This is a genomic window from Enterococcus casseliflavus NBRC 100478, assembly GCF_001544095.1.
GTDB classification, from domain to species: domain Bacteria; phylum Bacillota; class Bacilli; order Lactobacillales; family Enterococcaceae; genus Enterococcus_D; species Enterococcus_D casseliflavus.
Window position 1 is genome coordinate 65,981 of the sequence record NZ_BCPT01000002.1, and the last position, 17,961, is coordinate 83,941.

General features: G+C 38.9%; 19 protein-coding genes. 2 read left to right on the forward strand and 17 right to left on the reverse strand.

Going from position 1 to position 17,961, the window contains the following annotated elements:
• Positions 1–39: 39 nt before the first annotated feature.
• From ECA1_RS02180 to ECA1_RS02200, 5 genes are all read right to left on the reverse strand, one after another.
• A complete protein-coding gene (locus tag ECA1_RS02180; RefSeq protein ID WP_005226837.1) occupies positions 40–438 on the reverse strand; it encodes a cytidine deaminase in 399 nt (132 codons plus the stop codon).
• 54 nt (positions 439–492) lie between these two features.
• Positions 493–1,155 carry a deoxyribose-phosphate aldolase gene (gene deoC / locus ECA1_RS02185; protein WP_060791600.1) on the reverse strand — a complete coding sequence of 221 codons (663 nt, stop codon included), beginning with the start codon at positions 1,153–1,155 and terminating at the stop codon, positions 493–495.
• Positions 1,156–1,168: 13 nt separating this feature from the next.
• Positions 1,169–2,470 (reverse strand): pyrimidine-nucleoside phosphorylase, encoded by a 1,302-nt coding sequence (locus ECA1_RS02190; RefSeq protein ID WP_005226834.1) that lies wholly within the window; start codon positions 2,468–2,470, stop codon positions 1,169–1,171.
• A 123-nt stretch (positions 2,471–2,593) separates the two neighbouring features.
• A complete protein-coding gene (locus tag ECA1_RS02195; RefSeq protein ID WP_060791601.1) occupies positions 2,594–3,613 on the reverse strand; it encodes a LacI family DNA-binding transcriptional regulator in 1,020 nt (339 codons plus the stop codon).
• A 251-nt stretch (positions 3,614–3,864) separates the two neighbouring features.
• Positions 3,865–4,470 (reverse strand): class I SAM-dependent methyltransferase, encoded by a 606-nt coding sequence (locus ECA1_RS02200; RefSeq protein ID WP_060791602.1) that lies wholly within the window; start codon positions 4,468–4,470, stop codon positions 3,865–3,867.
• Between the two features lie 336 nt (positions 4,471–4,806).
• On the opposite strand from ECA1_RS02200, the gene coaA reads away from it, so the two are divergent.
• Both coaA and guaA read left to right on the forward strand, forming a co-directional pair.
• On the forward strand, positions 4,807–5,730 hold the full coding sequence (gene coaA, locus ECA1_RS02205) for a type I pantothenate kinase (RefSeq protein WP_005226828.1): 924 nt from the start codon (positions 4,807–4,809) through the stop codon (positions 5,728–5,730).
• An 80-nt stretch (positions 5,731–5,810) separates the two neighbouring features.
• A complete protein-coding gene (gene guaA / locus ECA1_RS02210) occupies positions 5,811–7,376 on the forward strand; it encodes a glutamine-hydrolyzing GMP synthase (RefSeq protein ID WP_008376418.1) in 1,566 nt (521 codons plus the stop codon).
• A gap of 74 nt (positions 7,377–7,450) precedes the next feature.
• Here the strand turns inward: guaA and ECA1_RS02215 are convergent, their stop codons facing one another.
• From ECA1_RS02215 to ECA1_RS16855, 12 genes are all read right to left on the reverse strand, one after another.
• The gene (locus tag ECA1_RS02215; protein WP_005226821.1) at positions 7,451–7,747 is read right to left on the reverse strand and encodes a hypothetical protein; all 297 of its coding nucleotides are present in this window, start codon (positions 7,745–7,747) and stop codon (positions 7,451–7,453) included.
• A 66-nt stretch (positions 7,748–7,813) separates the two neighbouring features.
• Positions 7,814–8,155: a metallophosphoesterase family protein gene (locus ECA1_RS02220; RefSeq protein ID WP_005226819.1), complete on the reverse strand. Its 342-nt coding sequence runs from the start codon at positions 8,153–8,155 to the stop codon at positions 7,814–7,816.
• Between the two features lie 6 nt (positions 8,156–8,161).
• Positions 8,162–8,602, reverse strand: a complete 441-nt coding sequence (locus ECA1_RS02225; protein WP_236596102.1) for an HD domain-containing protein — start codon at positions 8,600–8,602, stop codon at positions 8,162–8,164.
• A 566-nt stretch (positions 8,603–9,168) separates the two neighbouring features.
• Complete coding sequence (locus ECA1_RS02235; protein WP_236596103.1) at positions 9,169–9,381, reverse strand: hypothetical protein; 213 nt, start codon at positions 9,379–9,381, stop codon at positions 9,169–9,171.
• Positions 9,382–9,898: 517 nt separating this feature from the next.
• A complete protein-coding gene (locus ECA1_RS02240) occupies positions 9,899–10,375 on the reverse strand; it encodes a hypothetical protein (protein WP_060791603.1) in 477 nt (158 codons plus the stop codon).
• A 16-nt stretch (positions 10,376–10,391) separates the two neighbouring features.
• Entirely contained in the window at positions 10,392–11,279 is an 888-nt protein-coding gene (locus ECA1_RS02245) for a hypothetical protein (protein WP_005226808.1), read from the reverse strand.
• A gap of 19 nt (positions 11,280–11,298) precedes the next feature.
• A complete protein-coding gene (locus tag ECA1_RS02250) occupies positions 11,299–11,592 on the reverse strand; it encodes a hypothetical protein (RefSeq protein WP_005226807.1) in 294 nt (97 codons plus the stop codon).
• A 312-nt stretch (positions 11,593–11,904) separates the two neighbouring features.
• Complete coding sequence (locus tag ECA1_RS02255) at positions 11,905–13,902, reverse strand: NERD domain-containing protein (RefSeq protein WP_236596104.1); 1,998 nt, start codon at positions 13,900–13,902, stop codon at positions 11,905–11,907.
• Positions 13,903–14,332: 430 nt separating this feature from the next.
• Complete coding sequence (locus ECA1_RS02260) at positions 14,333–14,944, reverse strand: class I SAM-dependent methyltransferase (RefSeq protein WP_060791604.1); 612 nt, start codon at positions 14,942–14,944, stop codon at positions 14,333–14,335.
• Between the two features lie 354 nt (positions 14,945–15,298).
• Entirely contained in the window at positions 15,299–16,108 is an 810-nt protein-coding gene (locus tag ECA1_RS02265; protein WP_005226799.1) for a PTS system mannose/fructose/sorbose family transporter subunit IID, read from the reverse strand.
• Entirely contained in the window at positions 16,092–16,880 is a 789-nt protein-coding gene (locus tag ECA1_RS02270; RefSeq protein WP_005226797.1) for a PTS mannose/fructose/sorbose/N-acetylgalactosamine transporter subunit IIC, read from the reverse strand. Before ECA1_RS02270 ends, ECA1_RS02265 begins: the two co-directional genes overlap by 17 nt.
• A 140-nt stretch (positions 16,881–17,020) precedes the next feature.
• Entirely contained in the window at positions 17,021–17,944 is a 924-nt protein-coding gene (locus tag ECA1_RS16855) for a PTS sugar transporter subunit IIAB (protein ID WP_087626768.1), read from the reverse strand.
• Positions 17,945–17,961 lie beyond the last annotated feature (17 nt).

The window sequence follows — 17,961 nt, forward strand, 5'->3', positions numbered from 1 at the left end:
AGTTTTTTTCAACAGCCGCATCGACTGAATGAACATGGTTTATAAATCTTTGTTCGTGAAGTAATAAGGCAATAGGCCTTCTACCGTGGTTTCTTTGATGACACCATCATCGCCGACTAAGGTCACCGGCATATCTGGCGCACAAAATTCCACCATGACCTGGCGGCAAGCACCGCAAGGAGAGATCGGTTCTGGCGTATGACCCGCCACAACCAAATGTTGAAACTCTTTTTCGCCTTCAGAAACGGCTTTGAAAAAAGCGGTTCGTTCTGCGCAATTTGTTAAGCCATATGAGGCATTTTCAATGTTGATCCCTTGATATATCGTACCATTTTTGGCAACGAGACAAGCACCGACCGGAAACTTAGAGTACGGCACATACGCTTTATCTAAGGCGGAAACGGCGGTGTCGATCCACTCTTTTTTCGCTATTGTCATTGTCTTCACCGCTCTTATTTTTATTTTTTGCTACTTTACTTAATAATGCTAAGCTTAGTAGCCAGCACCTGTTGAGCCAGTCACGATAGCAACACTTGCGCTTGTTCCTAAGCGGTTTGCGCCCGCTTCGACCATAGCTGCTGCTTCTGCTTCGTTGTGGATACCACCAGAAGCTTTGACACCCATTTCTGGTCCTACTGTTTCACGCATCAAGCGAACATCTTCAACGACTGCCCCACCAGTTGAAAAGCCAGTTGAGGTTTTCACGAAATCTACACCAGCTGCTTTGGCTAATTCACAGGCTTTGACGATTTCTTCGTTGTCTAATAACGCTGTTTCAATGATTACTTTGACAAGCGCTTTGTCTTTGGCTGCTTCAACGACTGCTTCGATGTCTGCTTGAACTTTTTTGTATTGTTTTGATTTCAAGGCACCTACGTTGATTACCATATCGACTTCATCTGCGCCGTTTTTGATCGCATCTGTTGTTTCATAAGCTTTGACCTCAGATGTGTTTGCCCCTAAAGGAAAACCGATCACGGTACAAACAGCCGTTGGTTCGCCTTGTAATTTTTCTGCTGCTAATGAAACCCACGTTGGATTGATGCAGACAGAATAGAAGTGATAGGTTTTTGCCTCTTCGATGATTCGTAAAACATCTTCCTCCGTTGCGTCTGCTTTCAAAATCGTGTGGTCGATCATGCGATTCAATTCCATTTTTATTCGCTCCTTATTCTGTAATAATGTCATGGATCAATGGCGGTTCTGCGCCATCTTCCCCAATTTCAATATTTTGGTCGATCAATGCTTTGACATCCTCGATTGCTTCGGTATTGCTATAGATCGTCAATAGCGATTCCCCTTTGCTTACGGATTCGCCAACTTTCTTATGCAATTTGATGCCCACGGCATGGTCGATGTCTTCGTCTTTGGTCTTACGACCTGCCCCTAACATCATCGCCGCGATCCCTAGCTCATTGGCAACTAATTTCGTCACCACGCCGCTAGTTTTCGCTGGGACTTCCACTTCATATTTCGCTGTCAAAATCTTGCTCGGGTCATCGATCACTGTAGCGTCTCCGCCTTGGTCTGTGATCATCTGTCTGAATTTTTCTAACGCTTTGCCTGAATGCAGGGCTTCTTCCAACAGTTGGCGTGCTTCTTCCAATGAATCAGCTTTTTTCGCTAAAACGACCATTTGGCTGCCCAGTGCATAGCACATTTCTTCCAAGTCTTTCGGTCCTTTTCCTTGCAGCGTCTCAATGGCTTCCACCACTTCCAAACTGTTGCCGATCGCTTCCCCTAAAGGCTGTGACATATCAGAAATGACTGCCATCGTTTGGCGATTTGCCAATTTTCCGATGCGGACCATCGTTTGGGCTAAGCGTTTGGCATCCTCCAAGTTTTTCATAAAGGCGCCATCGCCTGTGGTTACGTCTAACACGATCGCATCGGCACCTGCCGCGATTTTTTTACTCATGATCGAGCTGGCGATCAATGGGATCGAACTAACCGTTGCCGTCACATCTCGTAAGGCATACAGTTTTTTGTCTGCAGGAGCTAAATCTCCTGATTGACCGATCACGGCCACTTTGCTTTCATTGACTAATCGGATAAAGTCGGCTTCAGAAAGCTCGATTTTAAATCCAGGGATCGCTTCAAGCTTGTCTAACGTCCCACCAGTATAGCCTAAGCCGCGCCCAGACATTTTCGCAACTGGTACGCCAACACTAGCCACTAAGGGCGCTAAGATCAATGTGGTCGTATCACCAACACCGCCCGTCGAATGCTTATCGACTTTGATTCCTTCAATTGAGGATAGGTCGATCACTTCACCAGAATTTGCCATTGCTAGCGTTAAGTTCGTGATTTCTTCATCTGTCATATCTACATAAAAAATAGCCATCAACAAGGCACTCATTTGATAATCTGGAATACTTCCTTCAGTATACGCAGTTACAATGTAGTCAATTTCTTCCTTCGTCAATGACTTGCCGTCACGTTTCTTTTCAATTAAATCCACCATTCGCATCGAAATGACCCTCGCTTCCTTTAACATTATACAATAATTTTTCGTAGGGTAAACCACTTTAGTAAAACAGTTTACTAAATATCGCAAAACTATGAAAACACTTACAAGAAGAAATATACCGCATTATTTCTCGCTTGTCAATGTCTTCACGCTCTCACGAATAATTAATTTTGTATCAAAAATCTTATTTGGAATTCGCCGTGTCGGAAACTCAATGGCGTCCACTAAAAACTTCGCTGCGGTAAACCCGATCTCAAAAGTCGGCTGCATGACCGTGGTAAGCGGTGGTGTGATGTATTCCGATAATTTCAAGGCATCAAAGCCGATCACCGAGTAGTCTTCTGGTACTTTTTTGCCCGCCTCATAAATCGCTTGATAACAGCCGATCGCCATAGCATCGTTGCCACAGAAGAACGCTGTGATCTCTTTGTACTTCAATAATTCCTTCGTTGCTTCGTACCCGCCAGTAACCGTTAATTCAGCATTTTCCACATATCGGCCTTTAAAAGGGATCTGATGATCCTTTAAGGCATGGCGATAGCCATTGAACCGTTCCTCTAATTGATAGTAGCCGGTGATTTCTTTGAGCATCGCAATGTTGCGGTGACCATTTTTGATCAAATAGCTGACGGCTTGGTAGGCGCCTTCGTATTCTTTCACGATCAAACGACCATTGTCCCGCTGATTGATCCCACGATCGACTAAAATAATTGGTCGGTCATCAAAGAACCCGCTCTTCAAGGAATAATCCTCTGGCAGCAAATGCGGCGTCGCTAATAAGATGCCATCTACCGAACGATGAGACAGTTCATTCAAATATTGAACCTCTTTTTCTTGGCTGTGGCGCGAATTGCATATCACTAGCATGTAACCTAGTGGATTGAAATAACTTTCCGCCCCTTCAATGACTTTAGAGAAAAAGAAATCCGTCACATCAGGCACGATCATTCCGATCGTTTTTGAATGGCGGTTGATAAGATTCGAAGCAAAAAAATCCGGCTTATAGTGATATTTATTTACGATATCTAAGACCCGCTTTCGGGTTTCTTCACTAAAACGGCTGCCTTTATTGTTTAGGATCTGCGACACGGTCGTGACAGAGACGCCAGCCATTTCAGCAATCTGTTTAATCGTCAATTTCATCTGCTTCTCTCCTCTCTTGCCTAAAGTGTAGCAAATTTTTCTCAAAAAAAATAGCACACTTTCAACAAGTGTGCGACTTTCTTTTTCGTTGATCAAAAATGGCCCGATGACACAGACAGCTCTTTTAGCGGAGCTGCGATTGCCCCAAAGGCTGATGACAAAAGGCTTTTTTGAGAAACCAACTGGTCCAGTTGCCGCTAACCAGTGCTTGTCTTGGCGATGCCTTTGATCTGTTGAGAATCAAAGAGCAGCTACGCTTCTTTTACGCTTTGAATGATGTAATAGCCTTTGTCTTTTTTGATGATTTCGGCATTGCCAAAGGTCTCTTGCATTTTCTTTTGAGCACTCGGCGCCCCTTGTTTCTTTTGGATCACGATCGTTAAAGTCCCACCTGCTTTAAGCAAAGGAAACGCCCCCGTCAAAATCTCATGAACGACTTCTTTTCCTGCCCGAATCGGTGGATTGCTAAGGATCGCCGCATAAGCAGTTTGATTTAATTGGGCATAGATATTGGATTGATGGATATCTACCTGTTCAATGCCGTTACGCTGGGCATTGCCTTTTGCCAAATCCACTGCCCGTTGATTGATATCGATCATCTCGACAGGTCGTTGACTCGCATGAGCTAACGCTAAGCCAACAGGACCATAGCCGCACCCAACGTCTAGCAGACTTCCTTCTGGCAGCTCCCCCCACTCAAACGCATCGATCAGCACCCGCGAGCCATAGTCCACCGTGTCTCGGGAAAACACCCCGCTATCTGTCACAAAATGAAACTTCTTTCCTCTTAATTCAAACGACCACTGCTCAAAATCATGGGCCGTATCAGGATTTTCTGTATAGTAATGATTACTCATGGTTATGCTCCTTTCTTCTATTTCCTCTTCGCTTGTTTTTTCTACTGGTTTCTACTAGTTTTTCCTTGTTTTTTCTATTCGAACAAGTGAACATAGTGAAATCACCAGTAAAAAAGCCCTGCAAGAATTGCCTGCTGCTTCTTTCTAATCATACCGAAAAACAGCCAGAAGTAAACGCCCAGCAAAAAAAACAAAGAAAAAACAGTTTTTTGTTGTTTCTGCAAAGGAATTCATGTCTTTTTTCCAAGTTCCGCAAGTTTCTATGGTAAAATACTTTCGAACAGTGGCCTATCGCTTCTAATAGAAACCGATGATGCCGCAAAAAAGGAGCCTACTATGCAAGAAACCATGAATTTTTATCAAATTCCTCGTGAGCAATGGCAAGGGTTTTATACGAACGGCATGATGCCTTTCACTCAAGAAGAATTGGATAATATCAAAAGTTTGAACGACCGGATCTCGGTCCAAGATGTGGAAGATGTTTACGTGCCTTTGTGCCATCTGATCCATCTTTATATGAAAGAGTTTGAATCATTGACCCTCAGCAAGGGACTCTTTTTACACCGCTACGTCAAAATGCCGCCTTTTATCATCGGCATCGCTGGAAGTGTCGCCGTCGGCAAGAGTACCACCGCACGGCTCGTCCAAAATTTATTGGCCCGTTTGTTTCCCCGCAGAACCGTCCAACTGATCACCACTGACGGCTTTTTGTATCCGAACGAAGTCTTGGAGGAACGCGGCAGCTTGAATCGCAAAGGATTTCCAGAAAGTTATGACATGGAAGCCTTGATCAACTTTTTGAATGCGGTCAAATCAGGAGAACCAGACATCCAGATCCCCGTCTACTCCCATGAAGTCTACAATATTATTCCTGATACGTATGAAACGATCAGTCAACCAGATATCTTGATCGTGGAAGGCATCAATACCCTGCAACTACCTGCCAACCAACAAATCTATATCAGTGACTTTTTTGATTTTTCAATTTTCGTGGATGCCCAACCGGCACTGATTGAAAAATGGTATTTGGAACGATTTGAATCATTACTAGACACTGCCTTTCAAGACCCTAGCAATTATTATTACCAATATGCGATCGGGGATCGCAAGGAAGCGATTAAAATGGCAAAAGAAGTATGGAAAAATGTGAATTTAAAGAATTTACACGAGTATATCTTGCCTACACGCAGCAGAGCCGATATAATTCTTCATAAAACAAAGCACCATTTGATCGATGAAGTGTTCTTGCGCAAGTATTGACCGCTTCATTTTTATAATTATGCTGTTGAAAAGGCCCAGCCTTTTTTCAATAAAAACTAAAAGAATTGAGGTAATTTATTGTGACAAACGTTGACACTTTGCCAAACGTCGAAAAAATTATCGTACTTGATTACGGTAGTCAGTACAACCAGCTGATTACACGCCGTATTCGTGAGTTCGGTGTTTTCTCAGAATTATTGAGCCACCGCATTACCGCTGAAGAAGTAAAAGCGATGAACCCAAAAGGGATCATCTTATCTGGCGGACCAAACAGCGTCTACGACGAGAACTCTTTCGGCATCGACGAGAAAATTTTTGAGTTAGGCATCCCAGTTTTAGGGATCTGTTACGGCATGCAGTTGATTACTTATAAATTAGGCGGAAAAGTTGAACCTGCCAAAAACCGTGAATACGGCAAAGCAGAATTGGAAGTCACTTCTGATGCAGCGGCCCTTTTCCAAAACACGCCCGCAACCCAAACCGTGTGGATGAGCCACGGGGACTTGGTCACTCAAGCACCTGCAGGCTTTGATGTCGTGGCAACGAGCAAAGATTGCCCGATTGCTTCTATCCAAGATGCCGAGCGCAAAATGTACGGTATCCAATTCCACGCAGAAGTTCGCCATTCAGAATACGGCAACGACTTATTGCGTCACTTTGCCATTGACGTTTGTCAATGTACAGGTGATTGGACAATGGACAACTTCATTGATATGGAAATCGCAAAAATCCGCGAACAAGTGGGCGACAAAAAAGTCTTGCTTGGTCTTTCAGGCGGGGTCGATTCTTCTGTCGTTGGTGTTCTTTTACAAAAAGCGATCGGCGATCAACTGACTTGTATTTTTGTTGACCATGGTCTCTTGCGTAAAGGCGAAGCCGAGCAAGTAATGGAAAGCCTAGGCGGCAAATTCGGCTTGAACATCATCAAAGTTGATGCCAAAGAACGTTTCCTATCAAAACTTGCTGGAGTTTCTGATCCTGAAGAAAAACGCAAGATCATTGGAAATGAATTCGTGTACGTCTTCGATGATGAAGCAACCAAACTAGCTGGCGAAGAAGGCGTTTCTTTCCTTGCCCAAGGAACCCTTTATACCGACGTCATCGAATCAGGAACTGAGACTGCTCAAACCATCAAATCACACCACAATGTGGGTGGTTTACCTGAAGACATGCAATTCAAATTGATCGAACCATTGAACACCTTGTTCAAAGACGAAGTCCGTGAATTAGGGACTCAACTTGGTATGCCAGACAGCATCGTATGGCGCCAACCATTCCCTGGACCAGGTCTAGGCATTCGTGTCCTTGGCGAATTAACAGAAGAAAAACTAACGATCGTCCGCGACTCTGACGCAATCTTGCGGGAAGAAATCGCAAATGCCGGCTTAGACCGCGACATTTGGCAGTACTTCACCGTCTTACCAGGCATTCGCTCCGTCGGTGTCATGGGTGATGGCCGGACCTACGATTATACCGTCGGCATCCGTGCAGTCACTTCAATCGATGGCATGACCGCTGACTTTGCCCGCATCCCATGGGAAGTCCTACAAAAAATCAGCGTCCGCATCGTCAACGAAGTCGCACACGTCAATCGGATCGTGTACGATATTACGAGCAAACCACCTGCTACTGTGGAGTGGGAATAAGAAAAAAGAGCTTAGAACCCTTTATTTATAGGGTGTCTAGGCTCTTTTTCTCGAGGTTACTCAACCATTAGCTTTTACTCTTCTTTTGAGTTAGAATCAGAAAAATCATGTTTTATTTTTCTACATAATTTTAACCCCTTAACTTTTCTTTGTGTAAGTTCTAAAGAATCATAACTTTCTCTACATCCGAAATTATTATGCTCATATTTAGCAACTTCAATTAAGGCTAACTGAAAAGCTCCACATAATGTTTCATATAAATCATTTCCATCAGCATAAACAGACATGACTTGCATATTCAATTCTTTAAACTCATCTGGTATATCTTTGCCAAATCTTTCAATTTTTATAGATACTTGATTTTTCCGCATACAACAACCTCCTAATTATGTTCTAAAGATATTTTCTATTCAAAAAGATTTCTTTATCATCAACAGTCATCGACCATTTTTAAAATCTAATAAAATGCCATATAACTTAGCAATACTATCTGCACTTTGCAGTGAATACCTTCTAGGTGTAACCGTCAAATAAGACACGTCATGATTTCCTAAGAGATTTATCACTTCGACACCGAAAACTTTCATCTTTGATTTCCATATGAACAAATAGTCTAATTCATTCATGTAAAGATCAACGTTTTTTTCTTGCTCGTATGCGTCTGTATAATCTCCTAGCAAAATCACTTGTTTAATGCCTAATTCTTTAAATTTCTGCTCAACCATTGGCAAGATTATTTGTGCTGTTAAGTGTAAATCGCCCACTAAAAGTGTTCTCATTTTGAATCACTCTCCCTCTAACTCTAATATTTTAAACGCCTTTTGATATTTCTTAACTCTTTCAAAATCTTTTTCAGTTGGGGAAGTAATTCTTGAAAGATTCATATTATCTTTTAAATCTGCAAGTTTAACCATAGTGGCTAGTTTATTTTTCTTAATTTCTACAATATAGCCAAAATAGGGTTGATAACGTTCATGCGTCAAACCCTGTACTGCCGAAACAATCGTGTCTGAAAAACCTAACTCTTTCAGTTTTTCAATAGTAATATCCGTGTCTTCAACAGTATCATGAAGATAGGCAACAACCTTAGCATTTTTATCTGTTAGTGAATTTGCCACTCGTTGAACATGAAAAAAGTAAGGTTCACCACCTTTGTCAGTTTGACCAGCGTTAGCTTTTTTCGCTACCTCGATAGCCATATTTTTAAATTTATCATATTCTGTCATGTTGGCAATCCCGACTTTCTTTTAAAATTTTGGTCTGAATGTCATTGAGAAAATTTATTTCTTGCTGAGAATAATCTTTCTCAAATCCGACAATTGAAAAATGGGTGACATTCTTGAGTAAAGCTGAAACGACACAATCAAAAGAATGTGCATGGTCTCGCCGTACATCTCCGGCTATTAAGGTATTAAAACTATAATGTAACCCGTCCTCAATAAATTCCGATAAAACATAATACATATCGCCAAATTCAACACGATTACCTGTATCAACAGCCCAAACACCAGATTTAGAATCATATTTCGGTATTTTTTACCCTTTAAATTTGTCTGAATCAAAAACAGTATTTTCCATATTGATACACCTCGTCATTCTTTATGCTTCACATACTGATTGCCTGTAAGTTTCCGTTGCGCATTTTCCTTAGGCATTTCAATAGTATTCGTTAATTTTTTAGCGACTTCTTTGTTAGCGTTCTCGTATAAATGTCCGTAAGTTCCCAAAGTTGTTTGAATATCTTCATGACCTAAGCGATTACGAACGACCAACGCATTTCTTCATAATGTTGTTATTTTCGCTTTAAGCTATCATATTTCTCAATAGTTGGTAGCTCATCATAAGTTCGACGTGTATTACTATCAATTAACCAATCTAATTGACGTGAACCATTTTCATTTTCAACAGAATAACTATAGAAAATAGGTTCATCATACTGATACACCTCAATATAGGTGGAAGTTTCAATAATTTTAGTATTATACGCACGAGTTTCTTTAGACATCACACACCTCTCAGCGCGCGCTCAAACGAGCAGATGTTGTTTTATATATCAAGTTAAGTGTCAGGCAAAAACCGCCCGACTGGCCCCCACAAAGTGAGTGAAAAGACTCGGACACTCCGTTTAGTCGCTGGGGCGACTACCTCCCTATTTCACTCACTTCGAGGGGGTTAATTTGTTGTTGAGGGAACTGACTACGGCTAGTAAACCAAACATTAAGCCAGTCACCTTTGTTATGGCTAGCCCTATACCTAGAGCTAAGAAAAAGTAGAAACGAAAATTATCAGCGTTCATTTTTTCAATCCTTTCAATTTTTGATAATGCTTTGAGTATGCTTTTTCGGCGTATTCACGTTATAGGGTATCGAATTGTAAGTAGTATTCGATTTCTTTTAGAATAAGGCTTGCTTGTTCCACTTTTTCATAATAACACCCTCTATTCGATATCGTGGTACAACATGTAAACATTTATTTGAAATAAAATTCTAAATAGCGACTAAACTATTTAGAAAAATAACTTTCTAGTCGATTTGACTATAAAAGGCAAAAATAATTAATTTAATGATATAACTTAATCGCGGTAGACGTTTACTAGGCTCATCACTTTTAAAATGGTAACGATATTCCTCTAAGCCATCTAATACATTTTCATCTAAATAAAGTCGGGGCGTAACGGAAGATTTATCTTTATAATTTTCTTTTACAATTGTTCTATCCATGCGATTTTGAATTTTTTCCCAATCGTCATCAGTGAAATTTTGTTTTTTACAATATCTGTAAGCTTGTTCTATAACACTACCAGCTGATACTTTTAACACCACATTGAATGATATCCCATCCAGCAAATCACTGTAATGTTCTTGCATGTCTGTTTCTAGTTTATTAATCAAGCCATTTTTTAGTTCATTTTTTAGTTCTCGTTCTCTATGAATAATTAGTTTGTCTATCCAAATTTTAGCCTCATAAGCCAATCTGACTGCTTTATATACCCTTGCCATTTGTCATACTCCCTATTTACAATTTATCAGAGCTATCTGTTGTGATATTGCTAAGTAAAATCCATAATTGTTCGGCGTATTCTGATTTCGATAACAGTTCCGCTCTATTTTTAATTGCAGTAATCATTCCTGAAACAATGCTAACAGCATCTTTTTCATTCAGTGAACCGAAGTTTTCAGTTTCATCTTTTGGAGATTCTAAATAGTCCGTTTCAATAATAAAATGCTTTTCTATAAATTCGCTGTAATCTTCAAAATTTTTAAAATAGAAATTGTATAATCCTTGTTTTTTCAATCTGTTCCAATTATTCCTAATTTCACTCAAAAACCTTCCCATATAATCTTGTGTTCTAAATTCAAAATTATCTATAGAAATTGTTTTAGAACTCTTTCTTCCCATCTCTATAGGTATTATCCAAAAATTAGCTAAACTATGATACAGTTTATAAAACTCATAAAATATCTTTTGAGTATACTCATCAGCATCACTGTCAAATATCAATCTCATTCGTCCTTTTGAATCATTGGGCATATAGTATTGCTTATTTATTTTTTCCCCATCTATTGATAACTCTTTAATCAATTTCCCAGAAATTGTTTTAAAAGAGTTCATTGTATCACCAGCAAAAGAAACATTGGCAAAATCATTAATATAAATATTTCCTTTATCATCAGATTTTCCAAATACATTAAATTCGCCTTGTTGATTTTTGGGAATAGTATTTTTATAGATGATTTCGTAAAAAGCAATTGATACATCAGACATGTCGGGGTCTTCCACACCTCTATATACTTGAGCGCTTTTTATTGTGTCGCCTTCTTTTTGAATTGTATTGGTAAGTTTATCAACCACAATAGGTGTTAGCAGCATTTGTTTTAATTTTTCTTGTTTTTCAGATAACATTTTTTTTCCTCTCAAATTCTCAAATCAAATCTTTTGCGTTTGCACTTGCAAGTAAGAAAAACTGCACATCATCAATGAAATATTTGGCATCAAAATCATAAAAAACAAAGTTCTCTTTTTCCACAACCTTTTTATTCGCTTCGATTAAAGCATATTTTATACCCCTGCATAATTCTTTTAGTTCATCTCTACTTAAGTATTCATTTAATTGAAGCTTTCCCCAGTTATCAATTAATATTTTAAATTCTGGATCAATTAGAATTCTTAGGTCACTACTTTTAAAAACTCTATCTAGATTTTCTTTGAACAACATAAAACCCCACCTCTTTTGTTTATTTGAATTACTACAACTTACAATAACATAAATTCAATCATTTTCAAGCATTTCATTCAAAAAAATTTTATTACTGCAACCAATTTGCAACCAACACAAGAAGAACATTACAATTTCTATCACTCCCAAACGATACAAAACTGCATAAACTCAACAAATCAATCCTTATAAATCATCAAGCGCATGGAATGGGAATAGTATAAAAAGCTTTGGAGTTCCTATAAAAAGGCCTACCAAGGCTTTTTTGTGTCTGATATCAATTGGTTTTTTATATTTTTTCATAGTAGAAAATCATTCTGATAAATTTTTCTCATAAGTAGCAAAGACTCTATCTAATGCTATCTTTATTTTCACATCATTTTCTATATAGGAGTCTTCAATGTCTTTTTTACAGTATTTATATTCCACTTTCCTATCTGAATCGTGTGTTTTCACTATAAAGCTTTGCATAATTTTAACTGAGAGCTGTCTTCTTAAAAATACCAACAATTTTTCTGCTGTAATTTTACCTGAATAAATATTTTCTGTATCTAAACATATTCTTTCTTTAATAGCTCCATCAATATGAGAAACCGTTGGAGGATTCCTTAACAAAAATGCGTTAAATGAAGCTTCATCAACTACCAACACATTCTCTTGTTTCCCAGCTTCACCAAGAATAGTAGAGGTAAGTAATACCCGCTGGACTTTTTCTATTGATATTTCTTCACTCAATCCCAATTGCTTTAGAGTTATAGAAATATTCTCCTCAAAATAGTCAGCATTTTTATTTAATTGTTTAATTGCCTCTTTTATTTTCTTATTAGTTTTAGCATGCTCTCTTACCGTATACGGTTGATTGAATGACTTACATTCAAATAAGAAGAGCGTTTTATCTAAAACAAATGCTAAATCAATCTCTCTTTCCAAGTCTTTTTCCTTTGTAATCTTAATATGTAATCGTTTAGCATCTATTTGACTACAAACTTGTAATAAGTGTTTGGTACGTTGTTCAAACATAGCTCCTTTGAACCCTAATGCAATGTCTTCCCTATTTTTTTGGGTCTCTTCTTCATCTCTTGAAAACATAGATAAAATGACAGACAGTGGTCGAATTTCTTTAGCTAACGTTGGTAACAGTATTAATTTATCTTGAATCTTTATTAATGGAGCATCTATTAAGTCTTTTGATTTGCCAGTAAAAATGAACTTTTCTAAAATCATTTTTGCTTCTTTTTTTGATATATTTTGAGAAAACTTAGACAATTTTTTGATCCAATCATACTTTGTTTTTACAACACATAAATTCTGAACAGAGTAAATATTTCTATTCTTCTTTTTATTGGAATATAGAATAGATTCATGTTGCAAAAAATAAATTCCCTCTATCCACTTTCTAATTTCAATGCCATGAACTTTTTTATCTAAGTTTTCTTGTCCAATATATCTTCGACAAAGTTCTTCTGATAAAAAAGTTGTTAGTTCTTCGTCGATTGCTCCATCAATCCTTCGTCTGTCTTTTTCTAATTTATAATTTAAAATGTCTAATTCAATGCTAGTCATAAATCTTTTATATCTAAAATTAGATACTAAAACAGCTCTATTAAAATCCTCATCTAAAAAATCGATAATTACTTTCTCATAAATTTCTTCAATTCGTATATCTGAATACTTCCAATACTCAAAAGCATCCATTAAATTATCTCTTTCTTGATATTTCGAATATACATTTATATTCCATAATAAATTTTTTTCTGAAAATATTCGATTAATTCCACATTGTTTTTCCAGAGAAATGTTATGAAGTAAATACTTTAAGATATTTCCTGAACTAAATACATAAGTATCATAAGTATCAACCCTCTGTTCAAGACTAATATCCAAATTATTTTGTTCTCTTAACAATCTCAATTGTCTCTCCAAAAAAATTATAAATATAGCCAAAATATGGTTGGGGTCGATAATAGATTCATCAAGCTCTTTGTTGATAGATTTATTAGATTCTACGAACAAATTTTGTAGCTGGTCAACTTGTTTTAAATGTCTATCTAAAACTTTATTCATTCCTGTATCTGTGTTTTTTTTTAGTAAATTATTGTATTTTTCTAAATATGGATTTGGTTTATAGGAACACAGATACTCATTAATTTCTAAGCCAAGTGATTTGATTTTAAGCAGAAAAAGATAAATATCATCAGGCGCTTCTTTAAATAATTTTTCAATATATTTCTTTTTACTTAGTTTTTTCATTTCATCCATATAATCCAAATAGTCAAACTGTTGGTTTTTGGTGTAAAAGTCATTTCCCATTTCTATGCTCTCCTCGTAAATTTAAAATTTGTCTAACGATTTTTTAAAGTTGTCTTTAAAAGCAAAAAAAATTGAACAAGATATTCCTAACGTAATTTATTTCGTTATGGTGTGATTTCTCAGAGTAAAATAGATACATGAGAAGGAGCCAACGGGAATTTATCACTTCCTCCTGGAGGTTTATCTACCTCTATAAGTTTGTTATTCGAACCAATGTATTCGCTAACAATACGTTAAGTAACTTACCAGAATTAGCAACACTTTTTAGAAAATCTAACTTACAAGTGAAATAATTGGGGTCAGGAAATGGGCGTCCTATCAACGAGCTTATTTAGCTTTACTGCCATTTTCCTTGTGACTGTAGTGCCTATGCTAGGTGAATTTCAGAACTTTCTTTTGTATAATTTTTCCTCATCAATCTTTTAACATATCATCCTTTCCTCTTCCCATATTTCCGTTGCAGCTTCTTTGACATCTTTTTTTCTTTCTTTTTTACTAACGGATTTTTCGCCCGCTTTTCTGCGTAAAATACGTAATAGTCGTCAACTTCTGTGACTTTCACGTAACCGAAAACGGAGCGAATCTTGTTCTCATACCATTTTCGGCGCTTGGTCACCATGTATAGCTTTCCGTTGAGTGCCAGTTGACGATAGGCTTTCTCGATAAATTCCTTTGGTACAGAAAAATCTACATGGTACGGCGGATTAGACAGAATAACATCAAACGTTTTGTCGCTGATTTCTTTAAATCCTTCACTTAAGACGATCTCTGGTGCTACGTCATTTCGTTGCGCATTTTTTGTAGTCAAGTCGATGGCATTTGCTGAAATGTCTGTCATTGTAACTGCTGCTTCAGGATACCTTTTTGCCAGATAAATTCCTACAAACCCATAACCGCATCCCAGATCCAAAATTCTATCCTGGTCATTGATAACTGCTGCTTTTAACATCGCTTTCGTTCCTACATCTAACCCTTTTGGGGAAAATACGCTTTCATTTGTTTCAAACTCTAATGATAGTTCATCATATCTGACTGCAAGCAAATCCTACCCACTCCTTTAGCTGTTTTATGAATTGCTTGGTGGCAGCTTTATCACTAATAGTAGATTATCACCGTAATCACCGTAAGACCCTTGTGAATTGGTCAATTAGTTACCAAGCCAAAGATCCTCATTTTTCTAGTCCACTGCCCAAACAAAAAACAGCTTTTCAATCATTATATAATAAAAATAATTAAAATATTTGATTTATAGGAGTAAATATAACGGTTTTTTGTTAAAATCAAATTATTTATGAGTATAAATAAGAAAATTATTTTATAAAAAAAGAGTGCGGAAAAATATTCCACACTCTTTTTCTATTTACATATTCTTATCTATCAGTTATTACTGCTAATCCTAACCCAAAATACCAAACGCACTCAAAACGATCGACAAAATCAAGATGATCCAAATTACTCGAGTGGAATTTAGTTTCTTTTGGCCTAACATCCAGTAGGTCAGCAAGACGAGCAAGATAGGTACAAGGGATGGCAAGATGGCATCCAACGTGTCTTGGATCACCAATTCGACGCCGTCTTTTTTATAGACAAAAGGAACAGTTGCTTTGACCACAGAGGGAATCAAGGCACCAATCACTGTGACCCCTAAAACGGTTGCGGCATTGGTGAAGGCAGATAATTTGTCTTTCAAGGTCGTCACTAATTTGACCCCTTGTTTGTAACCTAGGGGAAGTAACGCTGCCCGACCGAAAAGTAACGCGATGTTGGCGATGATCCAGATGACACAGCCAACGACGGAACCGTTTTGCGCCAATGTGCCGGCAACAGAGCCAAAGATCGTTCCCCAAATCACGTGGAACAAGGAGTCACCGACACCGGCCAAGGAACCCATCAAGGCCGTTTTCAAGGCGATGATCGTTTCTTTGGCTTTGTGTCCATCTTGTTCTTCAATCGCGACATCGATCCCCATGATCAAGTTCCCAAAGATCGCATTGGTATTGAAAAATTGATTGTGGGTCCGCAGCATATCTTGCAGCTGGGTTTCATCGTGGCCATAGAATTTTTTCAAGACGGGCAGGATGCCGTAAAGGTAGCCTGAACTCATCATTCGCTCATAGTTCCAGTTTAATTGGCTTGCCAAAATATAGCGCCAGCTAATGGTATTCAACTCTTTTTTTGTCAGTTTTTGATCACTCATCGCCATCATATCCTCCTTCAAAATCTCCAGCAGCTGCCGTTGCAACGGTGCCTTTTTCGCTATCTCGTTTAAAGACTAACATTGCTGCTACGAGCCCAATGATGGAAACGCCGAGCATTGGCACTTGCAGATACGCAGCTAAAAAGAAGCCTAATAACAAATAAGGAATATAGTGCTTTGTTGGCAAGTAGCGCAATAAGATCGCTACCCCGACGACTGGCAAGACGCCACCAGCGGTTTTTAGTCCAGTCATCAGCCATTCTGGCGTGTTATCGGTAATCGTCGTAACGACTGCATCTCCAGCTAAAAGCATCAATAAAATCGGAATCGCCCGTGACAATCCCCATAAGAAAGAACCCGATAAAACTAACCGTGGGATTCGTTTGACTTGCATGTTGTCGATGGCTCTATCGATCCGGTGTAGTAGAAATACGTTACAAAAACGGGCCACCACATCCAGTTGCAGCATCAGCAAGGACACTGGAACTGCTAAGCCGATGCCGTATTCCGCGCCGTTTCCTGAGATCACGGCAAACGCGGTTCCCAGTACTGCGCCGGTAAAATAATCTGGGACGGATGCACCACCAAATGCGGCGATCCCTAAACGCATCAACTGCAAGGTACCGCCGACCATCAAACCGGTCTTCAAGTCCCCCATGATCATTCCAGAAATCATTCCGGCGATCGCTGGTTGGGTCAACGTATTGGAAATAAGTGAATCATTAATAGCAATAAAAGCATAAACAGTAATAAGAATGATTTGATACGCTGCTAAATGCATGAATTTTCCTCCTAATTGTATGAACGAGTCTTAACTGGCTGGTTATCGATCGTTGTGTCGCCTCAGATAAATCGTGAAAAACACTCGTTTTTTGACAAATCTTCCGCTACATATTCTCCTCGATCGAAGCGCTGCCTGATTTATCCTCGTAATTTCTTCATAAAGTCGATCGATGGTTCATTGGGTACAAGCTGTGCCGTGACGGTGATTCCTTTTGCGGCGATCGCTTCAAAGATCGGCTCTTCTTCTGGCAGCACTTGAATGCTTTTGGTCACTTCCCGTGCGCCTTCTTTGTAGCTCATGTTGCCGACGTTGATCGCTTTGATCGGTCCATCTGCTTCAATATAACGCAAAACATCTTGGGGATTTTTGAAAAGTAAAAACAACCGTTGCTTGCCGTAACGACCAGCGCGAATATTCTTGGCTGCAGTTGCCACTGGAAGGACGGAAAGTCGCATCGAAGTTGGCGCTGCCATTCGTAAAGAAGATTTTTGTAATGGGTCTGCGGCGGCTTCATCATTGGCCACGATGATCCGTTGCGTGTTTAAACTGGTGGACCAGATACCGGCGACTTGTCCGTGGATCAAGCGCTCATCGATCCGACTATTGACGATATTTTCTTGCCCAGCATACGCACTGTAATCCCCTAATTCCTCTTGCTTTTCTTCTAAAATTTCTTGTTCTGCCTGGTTCATCCCTGCTTTGACATCAACGATGTTTTCTTTGGCTAAGCACAGCAGCTCGTTGATCGTCGCTCGTTGATTGACGACTGCCTCGATCACTACGGACAATGTCATTCCAGCGAAAATCGCCACTTCGTCATCCTCTAAATAATTCTTGACTGCAACGTTACACGGGGTCCCTCCTAATAGATCCGCAATAATCAATGTCGAACCGTTAAGGGCTTTCATTTTCTCGTTCAATTCTTTTTCAAACTGCAGATTGTCACTATCTGGTCGTAATGAAACGGTGTGAACGTTTGCTTGTTGGCCTACGATCATCTCCAGACTGCTTTTGACCCCTTCTGCCATGCCTCCATGACTGATCAATACAATGTTTTCCACTAATTTCCCTCCTACTC

Bases quoted from the DNA above. Each gene is read 5' to 3' on its own strand.
- ECA1_RS02270 (WP_005226797.1), bottom strand. From the start codon at position 16,880: ATGCATTTAGCAGCGTATCAAATCATTCTTATTACTGTTTATGCTTTT.
- ECA1_RS02220 (WP_005226819.1), bottom strand. From the start codon at position 8,155: ATGAGAACACTTTTAGTGGGCGATTTACACTTAACAGCACAAATAATC.
- ECA1_RS02215 (WP_005226821.1), bottom strand. From the start codon at position 7,747: ATGCGGAAAAATCAAGTATCTATAAAAATTGAAAGATTTGGCAAAGAT.
- ECA1_RS02180 (WP_005226837.1), bottom strand. From the start codon at position 438: ATGACAATAGCGAAAAAAGAGTGGATCGACACCGCCGTTTCCGCCTTA.
- ECA1_RS02190 (WP_005226834.1), bottom strand. From the start codon at position 2,470: ATGCGAATGGTGGATTTAATTGAAAAGAAACGTGACGGCAAGTCATTG.
- ECA1_RS02240 (WP_060791603.1), bottom strand. From the start codon at position 10,375: ATGGCAAGGGTATATAAAGCAGTCAGATTGGCTTATGAGGCTAAAATT.
- ECA1_RS02250 (WP_005226807.1), bottom strand. From the start codon at position 11,592: ATGTTGTTCAAAGAAAATCTAGATAGAGTTTTTAAAAGTAGTGACCTA.
- ECA1_RS02200 (WP_060791602.1), bottom strand. From the start codon at position 4,470: ATGAGTAATCATTACTATACAGAAAATCCTGATACGGCCCATGATTTT.
- ECA1_RS02245 (WP_005226808.1), bottom strand. From the start codon at position 11,279: ATGTTATCTGAAAAACAAGAAAAATTAAAACAAATGCTGCTAACACCT.
- ECA1_RS02195 (WP_060791601.1), bottom strand. From the start codon at position 3,613: ATGAAATTGACGATTAAACAGATTGCTGAAATGGCTGGCGTCTCTGTC.
- ECA1_RS02225 (WP_236596102.1), bottom strand. From the start codon at position 8,602: ATGACAGAATATGATAAATTTAAAAATATGGCTATCGAGGTAGCGAAA.
- ECA1_RS02255 (WP_236596104.1), bottom strand. From the start codon at position 13,902: ATGGGAAATGACTTTTACACCAAAAACCAACAGTTTGACTATTTGGAT.
- coaA (WP_005226828.1), top strand. From the start codon at position 4,807: ATGCAAGAAACCATGAATTTTTATCAAATTCCTCGTGAGCAATGGCAA.
- deoC (WP_060791600.1), bottom strand. From the start codon at position 1,155: ATGGAATTGAATCGCATGATCGACCACACGATTTTGAAAGCAGACGCA.
- ECA1_RS02235 (WP_236596103.1), bottom strand. From the start codon at position 9,381: ATGTCTAAAGAAACTCGTGCGTATAATACTAAAATTATTGAAACTTCC.
- ECA1_RS02265 (WP_005226799.1), bottom strand. From the start codon at position 16,108: ATGATGGCGATGAGTGATCAAAAACTGACAAAAAAAGAGTTGAATACC.